A 21108-nucleotide genomic window follows, 5' to 3' on the forward strand; every position below is an offset into this window, starting at 1 on the left:
GTCACACCAGAGTGACCGCCGACGCCGAGCGTCACACCAGAGTGACCGGCCGTCGGGTGAGGGCGCACCCACCGCCGAGCGTCACACCAGAGTGACCGGCCCTCGGGTGAGGGCGCACCCACCGCCGAGCGTCACACCAGAGTGACCGCCGACGCCGAGCGTCACACCAGAGTGACCGGCCCTCGGGTGAGGGCGCACCCACCGCCGAGCGTCACACCAGAGTGACCGCCGACGGGTGAGGGAGTGACCGCCACCGCCGGGCGTCACACCAGAGTGACGCCCGGCGCCGACGGACAATCGCCGTAAGAATCAGGCGGTTTCGGTGATCGGCCGGTCCACCCAGCTCATCAGGTCCCGCAGCTTCTTGCCGGTGACCTCGATGGGGTGCTCGGCGTTCTCCTTGCGCAGCTGCTCGAGTTGCTTGTTGCCACCCTCGACATTGGCGACGAGCTTCTTGACGAAGGTGCCGTCCTGGATGTCGCGCAGAATGCCACGCATCCGCTCCTTGGTGTCGGCGTCGATCACCCGAGGACCAGACAGGTAACCGCCGAATTCCGCAGTGTCGGACACCGAGTAGTTCATCCGCGCGATGCCGCCCTCGTACATCAGGTCCACGATCAACTTGAGCTCGTGCAGCACCTCGAAGTAGGCCATCTCCGGCGGGTAGCCCGCCTCGACCATCACGTCGAATCCGGCCTTGACCAATTCCTCTGTGCCACCGCACAATACGGCCTGCTCACCGAACAGGTCGGTCTCGGTCTCGTCCTTGAAGGTGGTCTTGATGACACCGGCCCGGGTGCCGCCGATGGCCTTGGCGTAGGACAGCGCCAGCGCCTGACCCTCGCCGGTCGGGTCCTGATCGACGGCGATCAGCGCGGGCACACCCTTGCCGTCGACGAACTGGCGCCGCACCAGGTGGCCTGGCCCCTTCGGCGCGACCATCGCGACGGTGACGTTGGCGGGCGGCTTGATCAGATTGAAGTGGATGTTCAGGCCGTGGCCGAAGAACAACGCGTCGCCGTCCTTGAGGTTGGGCTCAATGTCATTGGCGAAGATCTCGGCCTGCGCGGTGTCGGGCGCCAGCAGCATGATCACGTCGGCCCACTTGGCCACCTCGGCCGGCGTGTCGACGTCGAGACCCTGCTCCTCCACCTTCGGCCGGGACTTGGAGCCCTCCTTCAGTCCGACGCGGACCTGCACACCGGAGTCGCGCAGGCTCAACGAGTGCGCGTGCCCCTGGCTGCCGTAACCGATCACGCCGACCTTGCGGCCCTGAATGATCGAGAGGTCTGCGTCGTCGTCGTAGAACATCTCTAGTGCCACTGCTGAATTTCTCCTTTAGCTACTTGGCGGCGGCGATGTTGCGCGGACCGCGCGACAACGACACCATTCCTGATTGGGCGATTTCACGAATGCCGAACGGCTCGAGTACTCGCAGCAGCGCTTCGAGTTTGCCACGGTTGCCGGTGGCCTCGACGGTCAACGATTCTGGGGATACGTCAATCACGTTGGCGCGGAACAGGTTCACCGCTTCAATGACCTGGCTGCGGGTGCCCGCGTCGGCGCGGACCTTGATCAACGCCAACTCCCGCGACACCGAGTTCTCCTCGTCCTGCTCGACGATCTTGATCACGTTGATCAGCTTGTTGAGCTGCTTGGTGATCTGCTCGAGCGGGGTCTCCTCGGCGGAGACGACAATCGTCATGCGCGACATGTCTTTTTGTTCGGTGGCACCCACCGCCAACGACTCGATGTTGAACCCACGCCGCGAGAACAGCGCCGCGACGCGGGCCAGCACACCGGGTTTGTCTTCAACCAGCACCGACAGCGTGTGCGTCTTCGGCGATCCGCTCATATGCGCCATCAGGCGTGCCCTTCGCCGTTGTCGTCGAACAACGGACGAATGCCGCGGGCGGCTTGGATTTCGTCGTTGCTGGTGCCGGCGGCCACCATCGGCCACACCTGAGCGTCGGCGCCGACGATGAAGTCGATCACCACCGGCCGGTCGTTGATCGCGCGTGCCTGGTTGATCACGTCGACGACGTCTTCCTCACGCTCGCAACGCAATCCGACGCAACCCAGCGCCTCGGACAGTTTGACGAAGTCGGGGATGCGGTGTGAGTGCGTGGCCAGGTCGGTCTGCGAGTAGCGCTCTTCGTAAAACAGGGTCTGCCACTGGCGCACCATGCCCAGGTTGCCGTTGTTGATCAGCGCGACCTTGATCGGGATGCCCTCGATCGCACAGGTGGCCAGCTCCTGGTTGGTCATCTGGAAGCAGCCGTCGCCGTCGACCGCCCAAACCTCGGTGTCTGGGAGCGCGATCTTGGCACCCATGGCCGCCGGGATTGCGAATCCCATGGTGCCCAGCCCGCCGGAGTTCAACCAGGTGCGCGGCTTCTCGTACTTGATGAACTGTGCCGCCCACATCTGGTGCTGCCCAACGCCGGCCACATAAATGGCGTCCGGCCCGGCAATTTCGCCCAGCTTCTCGATCACGTACTCCGGGCTCAGGCTGCCATCGCTCTGCGGTCCGTAGCTAAGCGGGTACGTTTCCTGCACGCCGTCCAGATACGACCACCACTCGGTCATCTCGAGGTTGCCGGGAACGTCGTAGTGGCGCAGCATCTCGATCAGGTCGACGATGACGTTCTTGACGTCGCCCACGATCGGCACGTCAGCGTGGCGGTTCTTGCCGATCTCCGCCGGGTCGATGTCGGCGTGGATGACCTTGGCCTCAGGGGCGAACGAATCCAACTTGCCGGTCACCCGGTCGTCGAAGCGCGTGCCCAGCGCGATCAAGAGGTCGCTGCGCTGCAGCGCCGCCACCGCGGCCACCGTGCCGTGCATGCCGGGCATGCCCAGGTTCTGCCGATGGCTGTCCGGGAAAGCTCCCCGGGCCATCAGCGTGGTGACCACCGGGATGCCGGTCAGCTCGGCCAACTCCCGCAGCTCAGCGGTCGCCTCACCGCGGATGACGCCGCCACCGACGTACAGCACGGGCTTGCGCGAGGCCGCGATCAGCTTTGCCGCCTCCCGGATTTGCCGATTGTGTGGCTTGGTGTTCGGCTTGTAACCGGGCAGGTCCATCCGCGGCGGCCAGCTGAAGGTGCACTGTCCCTGCAGCACGTCCTTGGGGATGTCGACGAGCACAGCGCCCGGGCGCCCGGAAGCCGCGATGTGGAACGCCTCGGCTATCACGCGGGGAATCTCGTCGCCGGTGCGGACGAGAAAGTTGTGCTTGGTGATCGGCATGGTGATGCCGGAGATGTCAGCCTCCTGGAAGGCGTCGGTCCCGATCAGGGTCCGCCCGACCTGCCCGGTGATGGCGACCACCGGGATCGAGTCCATCTGCGCGTCGGCCAACGGCGTCACGAGGTTGGTGGCACCGGGACCTGAGGTGGCCATGCACACCCCCACCCGGCCGGTGGCATGCGCATAGCCACTGGCGGCGTGACCGGCCCCCTGCTCGTGGCGGACCAGCACGTGGCGCAGCTTCTGGGAGTCGAACAGCGGGTCGTACACCGGCAGGACCGCTCCACCGGGAATCCCGAAGATCACGTCGACGTCGAGTTCTTCCAACGACCGGATTACTGCCTGAGCGCCGGTAAGTTGTTGCGGTGCAACACGTTTCGAATGTGCCGCCGGAGGCTTGGCGCCGTTGGCCGGTTTCGGCCGGGCCGGCGTCGCTGTCGGTGCCGGTGGCTTGGTTGGAGCGCTCACTGGTCCTCTTCGTCCTTTTTCGGTCTTTTTCGGTCTGGAATTGATGCTTGGGGCAAGAAAAAACCCTCGTCAGCTCAGCTGGCTGTACGAGGGTCGCGTTGGTGCTCGAGAGCTAGTCAGGCACCAACGCGCCGACTAATTACTACGAGCATCCCGGTTTCCATAGCGTCCGACGGTAGCCTTCGTACAGCTCAGGAGTCAAATCCGGTGCTTGAGCGAGGACCGTGATCGGCACGGTGAAATGATGCTCGGGTGGCTACTCAATCGCCGGTTGTGATCAAAGTGTCGCCGATGGCGCACTTCGCCGTCGGATTTCTGACCCTCGGCCTGCTGATTCCGGTGCTTACCTGGCCATTGACCGCTCCCCTACTGATCATCCCGCTGGTGCTGTCGGCGATGATCGTGCGCCTGCGCACCGTCGCCGACGACCAGGGAGTGACGGTGCGAACGCTCTTCGGTAGCCGGTCGCTGCGCTGGGAGGAGATCGACGGCCTGCGGTTCCACCGTGGCAATTGGGCGCGCGCCCAGCTCAAGGACGGTACTGACCTGCGACTGCCCGCGGTGACCTTCTCGACGCTGCCGCAGTTGACCCAGGCCAGCGCGGGACGGGTGCCCAATCCTTACCGCTGATCAGATCCCGTTGAAGCATTCGTCGACGTTGTCCAGCACGCCGGCACGGAAAGCGTTGGCCCGGGTGAAGCCGGCCGGGGTGTTCTCGCCGTTGACGTCGCTGGCGGCCACGCCGTTCACCAGGATTCCGACGAGCGCCTTGTCCAGGTCTCCTGCCGTCAGCACCAGTTGCTTGCCGGACGGAACGCTGACGGGCTGAGCCATGCCGCGCTGAGCGGCCCCGGTCAGGCATGCGGTGCGCACCGCGGCCACCCCCGTGTCCAGCGGCAACCCGCGTTCTTTTTGAATCGCCAGGACATACCGCGACGCGACGATGGACAAAGCGGTGTTGTCGCCCTGCAGCATCTGTGGATCCGTCATCCCACCGCGGCCACCGGGCTTGCCGATCTCCTGCAATGTGGGCAGGTCGGCGATCACGGTATTGGTCGACGGGCAGTAAGAGGCGCCCTTGGTGGGTTTGGCGTCCGAGCACGTCGTGGCGGTGTAAGACACGTTGGGCGGCGATTTCGGCGAAAAGACCTTGTTGAGAATTTCAATCAAGGTCCCGATGTTGTCTTCGTCGACGTCCACCTCACCCTCGCCTGCATCCTGCGGCAGCGCCACCGGCAGGTCACCACGACGGTTCTTGATTTCGGCGGAGTCGATCTTCGCGCATGTCGCAGAGCCACTGTCGTAACCCATCTGGAACGCGCTGACCCGGTCGAACCCGGAGCCGTGCTCGGACTGTTGCGACTCCTCGTATTCCTCCTCGGTTTCGATTGCGTCGGAAATCTTCAACATGCCGGCAATCACGTGACTCAGCGCGTCACCGGTAGTGAGGTTGAAGCGTGACGAGTGCCCCTCCGAGACCCACCGAAGATATACGCCCGCAAAGCAATCCGCCTGCTGCTCCTTGACGATCGTAGGCGTCGTGCGCGAATTGACCAGTCCCCCATTGTTCTGCAACGCGTGCCCGAACTCGTGCGCAAGAATTCCGACTACCGCCATATCGCCGAAGAACTTCTTCGCCGCGGGGAACAGCTGCCCTCGGTCCCATTCGACGCTGTTGCATCGCGGGGAGTATGCGGCGTTGATTGCCCCGGCGGTCGGGTAACCGCACACCGTTGGACTGTTCGGATCCTGCGAGTCGTAGGAAACGACGTCACTGACGGCCTTGAAGGGTTTCTTGGCGGCGTCCGGCCAGTATCGCTTCCAGAAGTCTTCGATGTCGTTGAGCGCCAGAAGTGCCAACCGGTCGATTTCGCCGCCGTCGCCGTTTTGAACGGTTCCGGTTGGATTCGGAGCATTCGGGCGCGGACCGCTGACTCCCTCACTCAAGGGCAACCCGCCTACCTGGGCCGGATCGTAGAGGGCCGACACCGCCCGCCCGCTGATCATGGTCGTCTTACCCGGAGTAGTGCTGCAGCCGGTCAGCGCGAGTAGTCCGCACCCAACGATGGCGATCGCCCTGACGCAAAGCGGCTTCATTTGCCGCCGTCCAGCTGAGGTAGCCCAACGACGTACGTTCCGTTGTCGTCTTGGAATGTCACCGTCAACTGATGCTGCTTACCGCGGACGCTGGCGGTACAGGTAAAGGTGTCGCCCTTCTTCACCGTCGGGTCCTTGCCGTCGTTGCACCTCACGTCTTTGATGTCGCCGGCTACGTAACCATTTGTTCTGTCCACCAACACTTTTGGCACTTCGGTTTGCACGTCGGCGACGGAGATCTTCTTGACGTCTTTGTTGCTGTTACCGCCAAATATCATCACGCCGGCGACGACCGCCGCGACGACCACGGCCGCGATGAGCGAGACGGCAATGAGCATTGGCTTCTTGTTCGAACCGCTCTTCTTCGGCGCGCTGGGCGTAGCTGGGCTGGGAGCTGGAGGACTGGGGGGCGAGCTGGGCGGCACGTATTGTTGTCGCGGCGGCGGGCCCCAATGCTGGGGAGGCTGGGGCGGCTGGCGCGGCGGACTCCATTGCGGCGCCGGACCGTACCGAGTCACGGCCCGGGGGTCCCAGCCGGGTTGCCTCCTTGAGTCCGGCTGCTGCGGCCAAGGACGCTGGTTGTAATCGCGGGGCGTGCTCACAATCTCCCCCAAGGTCGACTTATACCGACGACAACGCGTACAGAAGACTCTCAGGCTAAGTCATCAGGTCAGCCGCGCAAAGAGCAGAAAGTCGCACCGCTGGCAAACGTCGATCAGGCGAGCGGATTGACCCCGTTGAGGAACACCCAGACGCCGATTCCCGCGGCGATGCCGGCGAGCAACGCGACGAAGGACCCGATGAACGGCCGACGGGCCCAGCCGCGACCGGCGTCGAGACCATAACGGCCCGGACCGGCCAAGATGATGGCCGCGGCCAGCACGATCAGGCTGATCTGGTACTCGTGGCCGTCGGGGAGGAAATACGCGAACGTGTGCGAACGTGGCTGCGCGGAGACCGTCGCGAGCAGCCCGTTGAGCAGGAAGGCCAGTGCTCCGGCGGCGGCGATCGGCGTGAACAACCCGAGGACCAGCAGCAACCCCGCGACCGTCTCGCCGCCCGCGCTCACATAGGCCAGGATGTCGGCGTGCTGGTAGCCCACGTCGGTCAGCGCGTTCTGGAAGGTGTGCACCCCGGAGCCACCCCACCAGCCGAACAGCTTCTGCAGCCCGTGGGCGATGAGTACTGCGCCAAGTCCCAGACGCAGTATCAGTAGGCCGAAGTCCTGCGTGCCGCGCCGGTCTCCCCCGCGCCGCTCGTCATCGTCCAGGTCGATCGGGACAGGTGCCGGTGTCACCGGCCGGCCCGCCTGCGGCTGGACGTACGGCAGCGGCTCCTGCGCGTCGACCAGGTTGTAGGACGAGCTGATACCCGAGCTCGCCGGGTCGTACGGCGGGATGATGGTGGTGGTCCCAGCGGTGCCAAATTCGCCCGCGTACCCGGCAGGCGTCAGATCGTCTTCTGGGTCAACCAGGCTTGCCGTGGCGGGGCGTCCCGCTGCGGGTGCGGGAGACGCAGGCAAACCGTCCGGGCGCTGCCACGGTGAGTCATTCGAACTGGTCACGGGTGTCAGGGTAAGGGCAATTTCGCCGGAATCTGGGATTTGAGCGGCGCTTTGGCCGGTTAAATCCGCAGTTGGGCTGCAAAAAGGTGCCAAACCCGGAATTCGGCCCGAACTGACGCGCCATTCACGCCATATTCAGCCTGTCCGAGCCACCTGTTCATTGCTGTCCGGCGCGGTGTCGGCACTCGCCCATCGGCGCTGTACCGGGCGGCGCATGCCAGCCCAGTCCGCGAATTCCCGTAGCCTGTCGGTCATGCGGGTGACGCAGTCGGTTCGTGGCGGGTTCGCCGTGCTGTGCACGGCAGCGCTCGTCTTGAGCGGCTGCGCGCGGTTCAACGACGCCCAGTCGCAACCCTTCACCACCGAACCCGAACGCCGGCCGCCGTCCACGTCGTCGCCGCCGCCACCGCCGCCGCTGCCGCCGACTCCCTTCCCCAAAGCATGTCCGGCACCGGGAGTCATGCAGGGCTGCCTGGAGAGCACCAGCGGCCTGATCATGGGTGCCGACAGCAAGACCGCGCTGGTCGCCGAGCGCACCACCGGCGCGGTCAAGGAAATCTCGGTCAGCGCCGAACCGAAGGTGAAGCTGGTCATCCCCGTCGACCCATCCGGTGACGGCGGCCTGATGGACATCGTGTTGTCACCCACCTACTCCCAGGACCGGCTGATGTACGCCTACATCAGCACCCCGACCGACAACCGGGTCATCCGGATCGCCGACGGCGACGTCCCCAAGGACATCCTGACCGGAATCCCCAAGGGGGCGACCGGAAACACCGGCGCGCTGATCTTCACCAGTCCGACCACGCTGGTCGTGATGACCGGAGATGCGGGCAACCCGGCGATGGCAGCGGACCCGAAGTCGTTGGCCGGCAAGGTGCTGCGCATCGAACAGCCCACCACGGTCGGCCAGGCTCCGCCCACGACCGCGCTGTCCGGCGTCGGCTCCGGCGGCGGCATGTGCATCGACCCCGTCGACGGCTCACTGTATGTCGTCGACCGCACACCCACCGCGGACCGATTGCAGAGGATCACCAAGAAGTCCGAGGTCTCGACGGTGTGGACCTGGCCGGACAAGCCCGGGGTGGCCGGGTGTGCGGCCATGGACGGCACCGTGCTGGTGAACCTGATCAACACCAAGCTGACGGTGGCCGTTCGGCTCGCATCCAAGACGGGTGCGGTGACGGGGGAACCGGACGTCGTCCGCAAAGACACTCATGCCCACGCGTGGGCGTTGCGGATGTCGCCGGACGGCAACGTCTGGGGCGCGACGGTGAACAAGACCGCCGGCGATGCTGAGAAACTTGACGACGTGGTGTTCCCGTTGTTCCCGCAGGGCGGCGGCTTCCCGCGCAACAACGACGACAAGACCTAAAACGGCACGTCCAGGGTGAACCGCATGCCGTAGCGGTTCGTCGTTTCCCGCGGCTGCGCCTTGTAGAGCTTCTGCGGGTCTAAATGGCCACCGTCGTCGTCGACGACGAAGTCGTCGATGTCGGACAGGTACAGCAGTTCTTCGGGCAGCTCGGGGGCATGCACGCTCACCGGCTCAACCAGGTAGGCGATGTGGTCCCCCACCGGGCTGCGACTGGCCGTCTTGCCGACGAACCACCCGACCGCGTCGTCGAGAATCGGCATGCCGAAGGGACCGGCACGCCAGGAGCACCGCTGGAATTTGTCTTCGTCGGACAACTTGGCGAACAACTCGGCCAGTACCCGCGCGTGGCGGGGTAGTACGTGGACGGCGACGTACTCCGATCGGCCGGCCACTTCGGCGGTGGGATTGGCGTAGTGGAACCCGACCATGAAACTCGGGGGCTGCACGCTGGTCTGGGCGGCCGAAGTGACCAGGCAGCCGGAGGGCTGGCCGTCGGCGGCCGTGGTCACCACGTACACCGGCCCGTCCAGCATCGTCAGAAAGTCATCGAACGATTCACCGATCACGTCACCATCATGAGGCCGCGCGAAGCGATGCGACAGTCTTTCTGCCCGGTCTCTGGCGATCTACCTAGATTTCAGGTGATATTCAGGCCTGCCCGCAGGCCGCCAAGACCAGTTCACGCACCCGCGCCGCGTCGGCCTGTCCGCGAGTGGCCTTCATCACAGCGCCAACGATCGCGCCCGCCGCGGCCACCTTGCCGCCGCGAATCTTCTCCGCCACATCGGGATTGGCGGCCAGGGCCTCGTCGACCGCCGCCTGGGTCAGCGCATCGTCGCGCACCAGCGCCAAACCGCGCGCGGTCATCACCTCCTCGGGCTCGCCTTCACCGGCCAGCACGCCTTCGACAACCTGCCGGGCCAGCTTGTTGGAGAGTTTGCCGTCGTTGACGAGCGCCACCACCTTGGCGACCTGCGCCGGCGTAATGGGTAGTTCGTCGAGCTGCAGACCCGCCTCATTGGCCTTCTGCACCAGGAAATTGCCCCACCAGGCCCGGGCCTGCTCGCTGGGTGCACCGTGTTCGACTGTCGCCGTGACCAATTCGACGGCGCCGGCGTTGACCAGGTCGCGCATCACCTCGTCGGAGATGCCCCACTCCTGCTGAATCCGCTTGCGGCTCAACCACGGCAGCTCAGGAATGGTCTGACGCAGCTGTTCCACCAGCTCGCGACTGGGCGCGACGGGCTCCAGATCCGGCTCCGGGAAGTACCGGTAGTCCTGCGCCGTTTCCTTGGCACGGCCCGGGCTGGTGTAGCCGGCCTCGTGAAAGTGCCTGGTTTCCTGGACGATTTGACCACCGGCCGTCAAAACGGCTGCCTGGCGCTGCATTTCGTAGCGCACGGCGACTTCGACGCTCTTCAACGAGTTGACGTTCTTGGTCTCGGTACGAGTTCCGAATTCGGCCGCTCCCTTGGGCTTCAGCGACACGTTGGAGTCGCACCGCATCGAACCCTGGTCCATGCGGACATCGGATACGTCCAACGCGCGCAACAAATCCCGCAGTGCCGTCACATACGCCCGCGCTATCTGCGGGGCCCGTGCGCCGGCGCCCTCGATGGGTTTGGTGACGATCTCGATCAACGGCACGCCCGCGCGGTTGTAATCGATCAACGAGGTCGTGGCTCCGTGGATGCGGCCGGTCTCGCTGCCGATGTGGGTGAGCTTGCCGGTGTCCTCCTCCATGTGCGCCCGTTCGATCTCCACACGCCACGTAGTGCCGTCCTCCAACGGCGCTTCAAGGTATCCGTTGATGGCGATCGGCTCGTCGTACTGCGAGATTTGGTAATTCTTGGGCATGTCCGGGTAGAAGTAGTTCTTCCGGGCAAAGCGGCACCACGGCACGATTTCGCAGTTGAGCGCGAGCCCGATCCGGATGGCCGACTCCACGGCGACCCGGTTGAGCACCGGCAGCGATCCCGGCAGGCCAAGACACACCGGGCACACCTGCGTGTTGGGTTCGGCGCCAAACGTCGTGGCGCAGCCGCAGAACATCTTGGTCGCAGTGGAGAGCTCAACGTGCACCTCAAGGCCCAGCACCGGATCGAAGCGGGCTATGACCTCGTCGTAATCCAGCAAGTCGGCCGTGGCAGCAGTCATGGCCCAAATCCTAGTGGGGGCCGTTGCGCCCCGTGACCCGGGCGAAGCGCGCCCTGACCCGGGCGCTGCGCTACGTGCAGGTCATGTCCTCGTGCCGGCTGGGGAACATGCGCGCCAGGGCTGCCGCAATTTCGAGGTAGCTGTGCCTGCTGTCCTTACTCAACCGCTCCAGCGCGATGTCGCGGCCCTTACGCACGTGCCGATCGAACGGCACCATCACCGCGGCGGCGACATGAGCCGCCAATTGCTCGAGTTCCTTGCCGGCGACCAGGTCGAGCTTGGTCGGTTCGACGTGGTTGACCGCGAGGACCGTCGAGCGGACCAGCCGCTGGTATCCGTTGTTGTGCAGCCACTCCAACGTTGTTCGGGTCTTGTGAATGGCATCGATCGACGTACTGGTGACGACGACCAAGGCCCGCGATTCCGGCAGCACGGCCTCCATGACGCTGGATCGCAGCGCCTTGGGACAGTCCACCAGCACGACCGAATAGTGGTTACGCAGGATTGAGAACGTCTTGACGAAGTCCTGGCGCTCCATGCGCCAGTTGCTGTGCGCGTAGTCGGGCAGCCTGAGCACCTCGAGACCCGAGCCGTTCATGAACGTGTGCGCCCGCACATCCTCGTAGCGCGTCACGCCATTTGCCGATACCAGATCGGCCATGCTCAGCGCACACTTGCGCCCGTGCCGCTCCGCCAGGTCGCCGGCGTCGGCGTCGGCGTCGACGGCGATCACCCGGTCATCGCGCACCTCGGCGAAAGTGGAACCCAGCGCCTCGACGACGGAGGTCTTGCCCACCCCACCCTTGAGGTTGAGAACGGCGATTGAGAACGCGCTGCCCAACCCGGTCCGGACCTCGTCGTACAAGCCGCGCTCGTACCCGGCCCGGTCGCCCAGGATCGCGTCCAAGTGGGCGAGGCGATACAGGCGGTCGCGCCAGGTCGGACCCGTCGGCAACTCTGTGCGATTTTCCAGCACGTCAAGCGAGGTGCCGCCCGGGCCGCGCTCACGCGGGGGCATCCGCAACCGAATCCCGGCCGGGGTCGGGGCCGTAGGCGACGGCCAGGGGCCGTAGGTCATCCCCGGGCGCGCCGGTGGGGCAACCGGAGCAACCTGTTCAAAGCCTCCGCGATAAGGTCGGCGGTCACGGCGCTCGCGCATGTATCCCATATAGCCGGTTCCGAACAACGAGAAACCTGCTGGAGGTTTAAGTCGAGGCTGCGGCCGGTTTAACAGCTACACCCGGACGCTCGCCAACTTTGCCGCGTCAGCCGAAGAATGCGGCCGCGTCGTCGTAACGGCTCTGCGGTACCAGCTTGAGCTGGCGAACCGCGTCCGCCAGCGGCACCCGGCCGATGTCCTGACCGCGCAGCGACACCATCTGCCCGTACTCCCCCGCGTGCGCGGCGTCCGCGGCGTTGACCCCGAACCTGGTCGCCAGCACCCGGTCGTAAGCCGTGGGAGTCCCGCCGCGCTGGACGTGTCCCAGCACGGTGACCCTGACATCCTTGTTGATCCGCTTCTCGACCTCGGCGGCCAATTGTGCAGCGACGCCGGTGAACCGCTCGTGGCCGAACTCGTCAAGTCCGCCTTCGCGCAAGGAGATCGAACCGGGAGTGGGCTTGGCGCCCTCGGCCACGACGCAGATGAAGTGCGAATCCCCACGCTGGAAGCGGCGCTTGACAAGCCGGCAGACTTCCTCGACATCAAAGGGCTGCTCCGGGATCAGCGTCATGTGTGCGCCGGTGGCCAATCCGGAGTTCAGCGCGATCCACCCAGCATGGCGTCCCATCACCTCCACCAACATCACCCGCTGGTGGGACTCGGCAGTGCTGTGCAAGCGGTCAATGGCATCGGTCGCCACCGTGACAGCGGTGTCATGGCCGAAAGTCACGTCGGTGCAATCGATGTCATTGTCGATCGTCTTGGGTACGCCGACGACGGGCACATTCTCTTCGGACAGCCAGTGCGCCGCGGTCAGTGTGCCCTCCCCGCCGATCGGTATGAGCACGTCGATGCCGTTGTCGTCCAACGTTTGCATGATCTGGTTCAATCCGGCCCGCAACTTGTCCGGGTGCACCCGCGCGGTGCCCAGCATCGTCCCGCCCTTGGCCAGCAGGCGGTCGTTGCGGTCGTCGTTTTTCAGCTGCATGCGCCGGTTTTCCAGCAGTCCCCGCCAACCGTCCTGGAATCCAACGACCGATGAGCCGTACCGGGCGTCGCAAGTGCGTACTACCGCTCGGATGACGGCGTTGAGACCGGGACAGTCGCCGCCTCCAGTGAGAATTCCGATCCGCATGTCTTCATCTTGCCTTCCCACGCCCCAGGCGGCGCGCCAGACTGCCGAGCAGACGCAAAATCCCCCAGTTCGGCCCGATCAGGAATTTTGCGGCTGCTCGCGGCCGCGGCGAGCAAACCTAAATGGCGGTCGGCAACGGCCCGCGGGCGGCCTCGTAGGCCGCCCCCACCCGGTACAGCCGGTCGTCTGCCAACGCCGGCGCCATGATCTGCAGCCCGACCGGCAGCCCGTCGTCCGGCGACAGTCCGGACGGCACCGACATGCCGCAGTGGCCGGCCAGGTTCAACGGCAGCGTGCACAGGTCGAACAGGTACATCGCCAGCGGGTCATCGACCTTCTCGCCCAAGGGGAAGGCGGTCGTCGGCGTCGCGGGAGACACCAGCACGTCGACGGATTGATAGGCCTCGTCGAGATCGCGGGCGATCAGCGTGCGCACCTTCTGCGCCTGGTTGTAGTAGGCGTCGTAGTAGCCGGCGGACAGGGCGTAGGTGCCAATCATGATGCGCCGCTTGACTTCTGGACCGAAACCGGCGGCCCGGGTGAGGGCCATCACCTCTTCGGCGCTGTGCGTGCCGTCGTCACCGACCCGCAGTCCGTAGCGCATCGCGTCGAAACGCGCCAGGTTGCTGGACACCTCCGACGGCAGGATCAGGTAGTAGGCCGGAAGCGCGTAGTCGAAGTGCGGGCAGTCGACCTCGCTGACCTCCGCACCCAGTTCCTTGAGCTGTTCGACGGCGGCCTCGAAGGACGACAACACTCCGGGCTGGTAGCCCTCGCCGCTGTGCAGCTGGCGCACCACACCGACCCGTACACCGCGCAGATCGGCGGCCGCACCAGCCTTGGCGGCGGCGACGACATCGGGGATCTCGGCATCGATGGAAGTCGAGTCGTGCGGGTCGTGGCCGGCGATCACCTGGTGCAGCAGCGCGGTGTCCAGCACGGTGCGCGCGCACGGGCCGCCCTGGTCCAGCGACGACGCGCACGCCACCAGCCCGTAGCGGGACACGGTGCCGTACGTGGGCTTGACGCCGACGGTCGCGGTCAGCGCTGCCGGCTGGCGGATCGACCCTCCGGTGTCGGACCCGATGGCCAGGGGTGCCTGGAAAGCGGCGAGCGCCGCCGCGCTGCCACCGCCAGATCCCCCGGGTACCCGCTCGACGTTCCACGGGTTGCGGGTCGGCCCGAAGGCGGAGTTCTCGGTGGACGAACCCATGGCGAACTCGTCCATGTTGGTCTTGCCCAGGATCGGGATCCCGGCTGCTCGCAACTTTGCGGTCAAGGTGGCGTCATAGGGCGATCGCCAGCCCTCGAGGATCTTGGATGCGCAGGTGGTGGGCATGTCCACGGTGGTGAAGACGTCCTTGAGCGCCAATGGCACCCCGGCCAGCGCCGAGGGCAGCTGCTCGCCGGCGGCCAGCTTGCTGTCGATCGCCTGCGCAGCGCTCAGCGCCTCGTCGGCGGCGACGTGCAAGAAAGCGTGGTACTGGTCGTCGGTAGCGGCGATCTGGTCCAGGCAGGCCTGGGTGACTTCGGTGGACGACAGCTCCTTGGCGGCGATCTTGGCGGCCAGCGTGGCGGCGTCCAGTCGGATGATGTCGGTCACTGACTCTCCCCCAGGATCTGGGGCACGGCGAAGCGGCCGTCGACGGCTTCGGGGGCTTGGTCGAGCGCCTGCTGCTGGGTCAGGCAGGGTGCGATCTCGTCGGGGCGCATCACGTTGACGTCTTTGAGCGGGTTGTCGGTGGCTTCGACGCCGGTGACGTCGACGGCCTGGATCTGGCTCACGTGGGTCAAGATGGCATCGAGTTGACCGGCGAAGTTATCCAGTTCGGTCTCGCTCAACGCCAGCCGGGCAAGTCGGGCCAGGTGGGCCACCTCGTCGCGGGAGATCTGGGACACGAGCGAAAAGCCTAGTCGGGCGGCGCGGAGTGTGATGACCAGGCCGGGTACCGCGGTCACCTGCCGACCCCGCGCCTCAGCAGACCTCCGAAATGCCGCCGACACGCCACTGTGTCACAGTGTTGGCCGTGCCTTCGTATCTGTTGCGCATCGTGCTCGTCGACCGCCCCGGCAGCCTGGGGTCGCTCGCGGTTGCGCTGGGTTCGGTGGGGGCCGACATCCTCTCGCTGGATGTTGTGGAGCGCAGCAATGGGTACGCGATCGACGACCTGGTGATCGAGCTGCCGCCGGGCTCCATGCCGGACACCCTGATCACCGCTGCCGAGTCGCTGAACGGCGTGCGAGTAGACAGCGTGCGTCCGCATACCGGGCTACTGGAAGCGCATCGGGAGTTGGAGCTGCTCGATCGGGTCGCCACGGCCGACGGCAACGAGGCCAAGCTGCAAGTGCTGGTCGACCAGGCACCGCGGGTCCTGCGGGTGAGCTGGTGCACGGTGATGCGCAGTTCGGAGGGGCAGCTGCACCGGCTCGCGGGCAGCCCGGGCGCTCCGGAGACCCGGGCCGATTCCGCGCCGTGGTTGCCCATCGAGCAGGCCGCGCCGCTGGACGGCGGCGCCGACTGGGTCCCCAAGGCCTGGCGGGACATGGACACCACCATGGTCGCCGCGCCCCTAGGTGACCCGCACACGGCGGTGGTGCTGGGCCGTCCAGGCCCGGAATTCCGGCCTTCGGAGGTTGCCCGGCTAGGGTATCTGGCCGGTATCGTGGCCACGATGCTGCGCTAATCGGTCGGAGCGCCTAGGCGTCAAAATGCGCTGCACCGGGCGCTATGAATTTGAGAATGCCGATCGGGCGGCGCAAGACATTGCTGTTGCGACGCTGCTTGACCGCCGCGCGAGAAGAAATCAGCACTAATGCAAACCCCCACCCCGCCAAGTAATTTGCATGGCATTGTCACCACCGTGGCAACCAAACTGATGGGTGCCACCAGCAGCAACGCGGCGGAGGTCAGCACGGAAGTACTCGCCGTGCTAGTGAGTTACTTCGACGTCGACGTCAGCTTTCTGCGGCACAACGACCACAAGATCCGAGCCACCGTACTGGTGGCCGAATGGCCGCTTCGGCCGTATATTCCTGACCCCGATCCGCTGCATACGATCTATTTCGCCGACGCCGATCCGATCTTCGCCCTGGCCGAACACGCCAAGGAACCGGTCATTGTGCGCCCGCAGGCGATGGATGAGGACTATCAGCAGAGGATCTCCGAAGGCGCTGGCGTTTCGACGATCTCGCTGGCCACGGTTCCCCTGCTGTCCGGCGATGTCACCACCGGGGTACTTGGCTTCGTGAAGCACGGCGACCGGGAATGGCAGGAAGACGAGATCAACGCGCTGACGGTCGTTGCCACCATGTTCGCGCAAGTGCAGGCGCGGATGAACATCGAAGACCAGCTGACCTATCACGCCGCGCATGACGACCTGACCGGCCTGCCGAACCGCCGAACGCTGTTGGAACATCTCGACGACCGCCTCGCCGCGCATCGACCGGGCCCGGTGCCCGTCCTGCTCCTCAGTCTCGGTCGGCTCAAGGCCATCAACGATTACCTCGGCCATGCCGCCGGGGACCAGTTCATTCAAGGTTTCGCCGCGGAACTCCGAACGGCGATGGACGGGCTGGGGCTGATCGCCCGCATCGGCGGCGACGAATTCGTCGCGGTGCCGTCGGAGCCGATGGACCTGGCCGAGACAAAACGGTTGGCCGAGAACCTCACTGCGCAACTAACCGAGCATGTGACGATCGCCGGCGAAGTTCTCAACCGCAACATAAGTATCGGCGTCGCCACCGGTAGCCCCGGCAAGGAGTCGTCATCGGATTTGCTGCGTCGTGCCGACGAGGCGCTGGTGTCGGCCAAAGCCGCCCGGGTCAACCGGATAGGCGTCTTCTCCACAGAGATGCTTGCCCGGCGCGAGTTTCGCGCCGACATGGAACTGCATCTGCGGCACGCCATCGAAACCGGCGCTCTCACAATCGAATACCTCCCCGAAGTCGACATGCCGACCGGCAAGGTGCTCGGCGTCGAGGCGTTGGTGCGCTGGCAACACCCAACCCGAGGATTGCTCCTACCGGAGTTGTTCATTCCCGTCGCCGAATCCTTGAACCTCACCGGAGAACTCGGCGAGTGGGTGCTCAACGCCGCGTGCGCCGACATGTCGCAATGGCGAGCGAACGGCGTGGGACTCGACACCATGCTGCGCATCAACGTCTCCCCGGTACAGCTTGTCGCAGCTGACTTGGTGGACACCATTGCCGGCACGCTGGAGAGGTTCGGCTTGGACGGCACGGCATTGGGCGTGGAAATCACCGAAAGCACGCTCATCAACGACCTGATAAGCACCCGGACCACTTTGTGCGGACTCACCGAGATCGGTATCGACATCGCCATCGACGATTTCGGCACCGGGTTCAGCGGCATGGAGATGGTGCGGACGTTACCGGTGAGCACCTTGAAGATCGACCGTGGGTTCGTGCACGAACTCGACACCAGCGCAGACGATTTGGCGATCGTGCGGGCGGTCATCGGACTTGGCCGGGCGCTTGATCTCACGCTCGTCGCCGAAGGGGTCGAAACCGAGGGTGCGGCCAGGGCACTGCTCAACGAAGGGTGTAGCCGAGCACAGGGATTCCTGTTCTGCCGTCCCCTGCCCGCGGCGGCGACGCAACAGCTGCTGGCGAAAGGCAGCGTCGCCGTCACCGTCGCGATCTGACAACGCCGACGACGACCGCACCGCGTGTTGCCTCGCCACCCGAGATGGGCCTCAGTCTGCTTCGTCGTCCTCGGGGGCATCCGCAACGGGCGGTCCCTCGGCCAACAGCTGCCGAAACCCGTCCTCGTCGAGAATGGGCACACCGAGCTCAACGGCCTTGTCGTACTTCGATCCTGGGGAATCGCCGGCAACGACGTAGGACGTCTTCTTCGACACCGAACCGGCGGCCTTGCCGCCGCGGGCCACGATCGCCTCTTTGGCCTCGTCGCGGGAGAATCCCGTCAACGAACCGGTGACGACGATGGTCAACCCGGCCAGGGTGCGCGGCACGCTGTCGTCGCGCTCGTCGGCCATCCGCACCCCGGCCGCCCGCCACTTCTCCACGATCTCGCGGTGCCAGTCGACGGTGAACCAATCGGTGACCGCGGCGGCAATGGTCGGCCCCACGCCCTCGACCGCGGCGAGCTGCTCGGTCGACGCCTCCATAATGGCGTCGATACTGCCGAATTCGGTGGCCAGCGCCCGGGCGGCCGTCGGGCCGACGTGCCGGATCGACAGCGCCACCAACACCCGCCAGAGCGGCACCTCCTTGGCTTTCTCCAGGTTTGCCAGCAGGCGTTTGCCGTTGGCCGACAGTTGGCCGGCCTTGGTGCGGAACAACTCGGTGCGCAGCAGTTTTTCCTCGTTGAGGTCGAACAGGTCGCCCTCACTGCTGATCACCCCGGCTTGCAGCAGCGCAATACCCGCCTCGTAACCCAGCGCCTCGATGTCGAGCGCGTTGCGGCTGGCGACGTGAAATACCCGCTCCCGCAACTGCGCTGGGCAGGCGCGCGCATTGGGGCACCGAATGTCGGCGTCGCCCTCTTTTTCGTACGCCAACGTGGTGCCGCACTCGGGACAGGTTGTGGGCATGACGAATTCGCGTTCGGATCCGTCACGCAGGTCGACCACGGGCCCCAGCACCTCTGGAATCACGTCACCGGCCTTGCGGATCACCACGGTGTCACCGATCAGCACACCCTTGCGCTTGACCTCCGCGGCGTTGTGCAGCGTGGCCTGGGCGACCGTCGACCCGGCGACCTTCACCGGCGTCATGAAGGCGAACGGGGTGACCCGGCCGGTACGTCCGACGTTGACCTTGATGTCGAGCAGCTTCGTTTGAGCTTCCTCGGGCGGGTACTTGTAGGCGATAGCCCAGCGCGGTGCCCGCGACGTGGACCCGAGCCGACGCTGTATCGCGACTTCGTCGATTTTGACGACGACGCCGTCGATTTCGTGCGCCACCTCGTGGCGATGCTCGCCCCAATAGTCGATGTGCTCCTGCACGCCGGCAATGTCGTCCACCAGCCTGGTGTGCTCGGAGACAGGCAGCCCCCAGGCCTGGAGAGCGAGATATGCATCGTGCTGGGTTACCGGACGGAAGCCTTCGGTGTGGCCCAGCCCATGGCAGATCATCCGCAGCTTGCGGCGCGCCGTGACCGCCGGATCCTTCTGCCGCAACGATCCGGCGGCGCTGTTGCGCGGATTGGCGAATGGCGCCTTGCCCGCCTCGACCAGGCTCGCGTTGAGCGCCTGAAAATCCTCGAGAAGGAAGAAGACCTCACCACGTACCTCGAGCACATCGGGCACCGGGTAGTCGTCACTGGCGCTGAGCCGCTCCGGCACGTCCTGAATGGTGCGGGCATTGAGCGTGACGTCCTCCCCGGTACGGCCGTCGCCCCTGGTCGCCGCCCGGGTCAGTCGTCCGTTGCGATAGACCAGCGACAGGGCCACGCCGTCGATCTTGAGCTCGCACAGAAAGTGGACGGCATCGCCGACCTCGTTGTGGATCCGGGTGGCCCAGGCGTTGAGTTCTTCCGTACTGAACGCATTGTCCAGGCTGAGCATCCGTTCCAGGTGCTCGGCCGGTTCGAAATCGGTCGCGAAGCCGGCGCCCCCGACCAGCTGAGTGGGCGAGTCGGGGGTGCGCAGCTCGGGATGCTGCTGCTCCAGCGCCTCCAGCCGGCGTAGCAGTTTGTCGAACTCCGCATCGGTGATGATTGGCGCGTCGCGGACGTAGTAGCGGAACTGGTGCTCACGAACTTCCTCGGCCAGCTCCTGCCATTCGCGCAACACGTCCGGGGGCAACACCTCGGATGAGCTCACCTTCGCAGGTTATCGAAGCGCACCGACACACCTTTCAAGCCCGTCAGATGGCGTCGGGATCCTGCGCTATCAGCTCCGCAGCCTTGTGGGCGAGACCGATGGCGGTGCGCGCCCACTGTGCGGTTGCACCGGCCAGGCCGCATGCCGGGGTGACCCCGACGCGGTCGCGCAGCACCGCGCGGCCAAATCCCAGCCGGTCGGTCACCGCGACCACCGAGACGGCCACTTCCTCGGCCGTCGGCGGCGGTTGCGGGCCACGGGTGGCGGCAATCACCCCGAGCACGACGGTGCGGCCCGAGTCGACGAACGCGGCGACCTGATCCAGGTCTTCGGCGCGCAACGTGCCGGCATCCACCGAAACGGCACTAATTCCGGTGCGCTGCAACAGGTCCCATGGCAACTCGGCCGCGCAACTGTGCAGCATCACCGGCGCGCCCGCGGCGCCGACGCAGGTCTCGAACAGCGCCTCCGCGACCGATTCGTCGAGCGGCGCGATCGGGCTCAGCGCGGTCACCCCGGTCAGCCGCCCGCCCAACGCGGCCGGCAGCGTGGGCTCGTCGTACTGGACCACCACGGGGGTGTCGAGCCGGCGGGCCAGCGCCGCACGATGCGTCGCGACACCCTCGGCCAGCGAAGCCGCCAGGTCACGCACCGCGCCCAGATCGGTGATCGCGCGATGGCCATTGGCCAGCTCCAGGCCCGCAGCCAAGGTGATCGGCCCGGGCGCCTGCACCTTTACCACCCGCCCGCCACCGCGCAGGCCGGCCGTCTCCCACGCCTCCTCCAGCGCGTCCATGTCCTCGTCGAGCAGGCTGACGGCCCGCCGGGTCACCGCTCCCGGCCGCGCAACGAGGCGGTATCCGCGCGGCACCGTGTCGATGGCCAGGTCAACAAGGAGGGCACCGGCGCGTCCCAGCAGGTCGGCGCCCACTCCCCTGGCGGGCAGCTCGACGAGATGCGCCAGGGAACCCGCCAACTCACCGACGACGACCTCGGCCGCGGGGCGCGCGGCGGTGCCGGGCCACGAACCTATGCCGGTTGCCCGGGCGAACGGAGAAGCGGAAGCGTTCACCCGGCAACCGTATT

General features: G+C 65.9%; 18 protein-coding genes. 4 read left to right on the plus strand and 14 right to left on the minus strand.

The window, feature by feature from the left end; translation table 11 throughout:
- Positions 1-309: 309 nt before the first annotated feature.
- Genes ilvC through BST27_RS21700 form a run of 3 tightly spaced genes read right to left on the minus strand, consistent with a single transcriptional unit; the run spans position 310 to position 3720 of the window.
- The gene (gene ilvC / locus BST27_RS21690; protein WP_139805295.1) at positions 310-1311 is read right to left on the minus strand and encodes a ketol-acid reductoisomerase; all 1002 of its coding nucleotides are present in this window, start codon (positions 1309-1311) and stop codon (positions 310-312) included.
- Positions 1312-1342: 31 nt separating this feature from the next.
- Positions 1343-1855, minus strand: a complete 513-nt coding sequence (gene ilvN / locus BST27_RS21695) for an acetolactate synthase small subunit (RefSeq protein ID WP_069421767.1) — start codon at positions 1853-1855, stop codon at positions 1343-1345.
- A gap of 8 nt (positions 1856-1863) precedes the next feature.
- On the minus strand, positions 1864-3720 hold the full coding sequence (locus BST27_RS21700; RefSeq protein ID WP_069421768.1) for an acetolactate synthase large subunit: 1857 nt from the start codon (positions 3718-3720) through the stop codon (positions 1864-1866).
- 252 nt (positions 3721-3972) lie between these two features.
- Between BST27_RS21700 and BST27_RS21705 the strand changes: the two genes are divergently transcribed.
- Positions 3973-4350 carry a PH domain-containing protein gene (locus BST27_RS21705; protein ID WP_197518192.1) on the plus strand — a complete coding sequence of 126 codons (378 nt, stop codon included), beginning with the start codon at positions 3973-3975 and terminating at the stop codon, positions 4348-4350.
- On the opposite strand, the gene BST27_RS21710 is transcribed toward BST27_RS21705, so the two are convergent.
- The 3 genes from BST27_RS21710 to BST27_RS21720 all read right to left on the minus strand — a co-directional run bounded on the left by BST27_RS21710 (position 4351) and on the right by BST27_RS21720 (position 7381).
- Entirely contained in the window at positions 4351-5817 is a 1467-nt protein-coding gene (locus BST27_RS21710; protein WP_069421769.1) for a neutral zinc metallopeptidase, read from the minus strand.
- A complete protein-coding gene (locus tag BST27_RS21715; protein WP_069421770.1) occupies positions 5814-6155 on the minus strand; it encodes a DUF4333 domain-containing protein in 342 nt (113 codons plus the stop codon). The genes BST27_RS21710 and BST27_RS21715 overlap by 4 nt, the downstream gene beginning before the upstream one ends.
- Before the next feature lie 377 nt (positions 6156-6532).
- A complete protein-coding gene (locus BST27_RS21720; RefSeq protein WP_069421771.1) occupies positions 6533-7381 on the minus strand; it encodes a DoxX family protein in 849 nt (282 codons plus the stop codon).
- A gap of 253 nt (positions 7382-7634) precedes the next feature.
- Between BST27_RS21720 and BST27_RS21725 the strand changes: the two genes are divergently transcribed.
- Positions 7635-8756: a PQQ-dependent sugar dehydrogenase gene (locus BST27_RS21725; protein ID WP_139805293.1), complete on the plus strand. Its 1122-nt coding sequence runs from the start codon at positions 7635-7637 to the stop codon at positions 8754-8756.
- On the opposite strand, the gene BST27_RS21730 is transcribed toward BST27_RS21725, so the two are convergent.
- The 6 genes from BST27_RS21730 to gatC all read right to left on the minus strand — a co-directional run bounded on the left by BST27_RS21730 (position 8753) and on the right by gatC (position 15112).
- Positions 8753-9361, minus strand: coding sequence for a flavin reductase family protein (locus BST27_RS21730; protein WP_232007419.1), 609 nt, complete (start codon positions 9359-9361; stop codon positions 8753-8755). The two genes, BST27_RS21725 and BST27_RS21730, sit on opposite strands and share 4 nt — an antisense overlap.
- Before the next feature lie 46 nt (positions 9362-9407).
- Positions 9408-10916: an Asp-tRNA(Asn)/Glu-tRNA(Gln) amidotransferase subunit GatB gene (gene gatB, locus BST27_RS21735; protein ID WP_069421774.1), complete on the minus strand. Its 1509-nt coding sequence runs from the start codon at positions 10914-10916 to the stop codon at positions 9408-9410.
- A gap of 70 nt (positions 10917-10986) precedes the next feature.
- The gene (locus BST27_RS21740) at positions 10987-11934 is read right to left on the minus strand and encodes a MinD/ParA family ATP-binding protein (protein WP_069421795.1); all 948 of its coding nucleotides are present in this window, start codon (positions 11932-11934) and stop codon (positions 10987-10989) included.
- A 247-nt stretch (positions 11935-12181) separates the two neighbouring features.
- Positions 12182-13213, minus strand: coding sequence for an ATP-dependent 6-phosphofructokinase (locus tag BST27_RS21745; RefSeq protein WP_069421796.1), 1032 nt, complete (start codon positions 13211-13213; stop codon positions 12182-12184).
- A gap of 118 nt (positions 13214-13331) precedes the next feature.
- Positions 13332-14816 carry an Asp-tRNA(Asn)/Glu-tRNA(Gln) amidotransferase subunit GatA gene (gene gatA, locus BST27_RS21750; protein ID WP_069421775.1) on the minus strand — a complete coding sequence of 495 codons (1485 nt, stop codon included), beginning with the start codon at positions 14814-14816 and terminating at the stop codon, positions 13332-13334.
- On the minus strand, positions 14813-15112 hold the full coding sequence (gatC, locus tag BST27_RS21755) for an Asp-tRNA(Asn)/Glu-tRNA(Gln) amidotransferase subunit GatC (protein ID WP_069421797.1): 300 nt from the start codon (positions 15110-15112) through the stop codon (positions 14813-14815). The genes gatA and gatC overlap by 4 nt, the downstream gene beginning before the upstream one ends.
- Before the next feature lie 128 nt (positions 15113-15240).
- Between gatC and BST27_RS21760 the strand changes: the two genes are divergently transcribed.
- Positions 15241-15897, plus strand: a complete 657-nt coding sequence (locus BST27_RS21760) for an ACT domain-containing protein (RefSeq protein WP_139805294.1) — start codon at positions 15241-15243, stop codon at positions 15895-15897.
- Positions 15898-16026: 129 nt separating this feature from the next.
- On the plus strand, positions 16027-17877 hold the full coding sequence (locus tag BST27_RS21765; protein ID WP_069421777.1) for a bifunctional diguanylate cyclase/phosphodiesterase: 1851 nt from the start codon (positions 16027-16029) through the stop codon (positions 17875-17877).
- 51 nt (positions 17878-17928) lie between these two features.
- On the opposite strand, the gene ligA is transcribed toward BST27_RS21765, so the two are convergent.
- Positions 17929-20022, minus strand: coding sequence for an NAD-dependent DNA ligase LigA (gene ligA, locus BST27_RS21770; protein WP_069421778.1), 2094 nt, complete (start codon positions 20020-20022; stop codon positions 17929-17931).
- Between the two features lie 43 nt (positions 20023-20065).
- A complete protein-coding gene (locus BST27_RS21775; RefSeq protein WP_069421779.1) occupies positions 20066-21094 on the minus strand; it encodes a uroporphyrinogen decarboxylase/cobalamine-independent methonine synthase family protein in 1029 nt (342 codons plus the stop codon).
- Between the last annotated feature and the right edge of the window lie 14 nt (positions 21095-21108).

It is taken from the genome of Mycobacterium intermedium (assembly GCF_002086275.1).
GTDB lineage: Bacteria > Actinomycetota > Actinomycetes > Mycobacteriales > Mycobacteriaceae > Mycobacterium > Mycobacterium intermedium.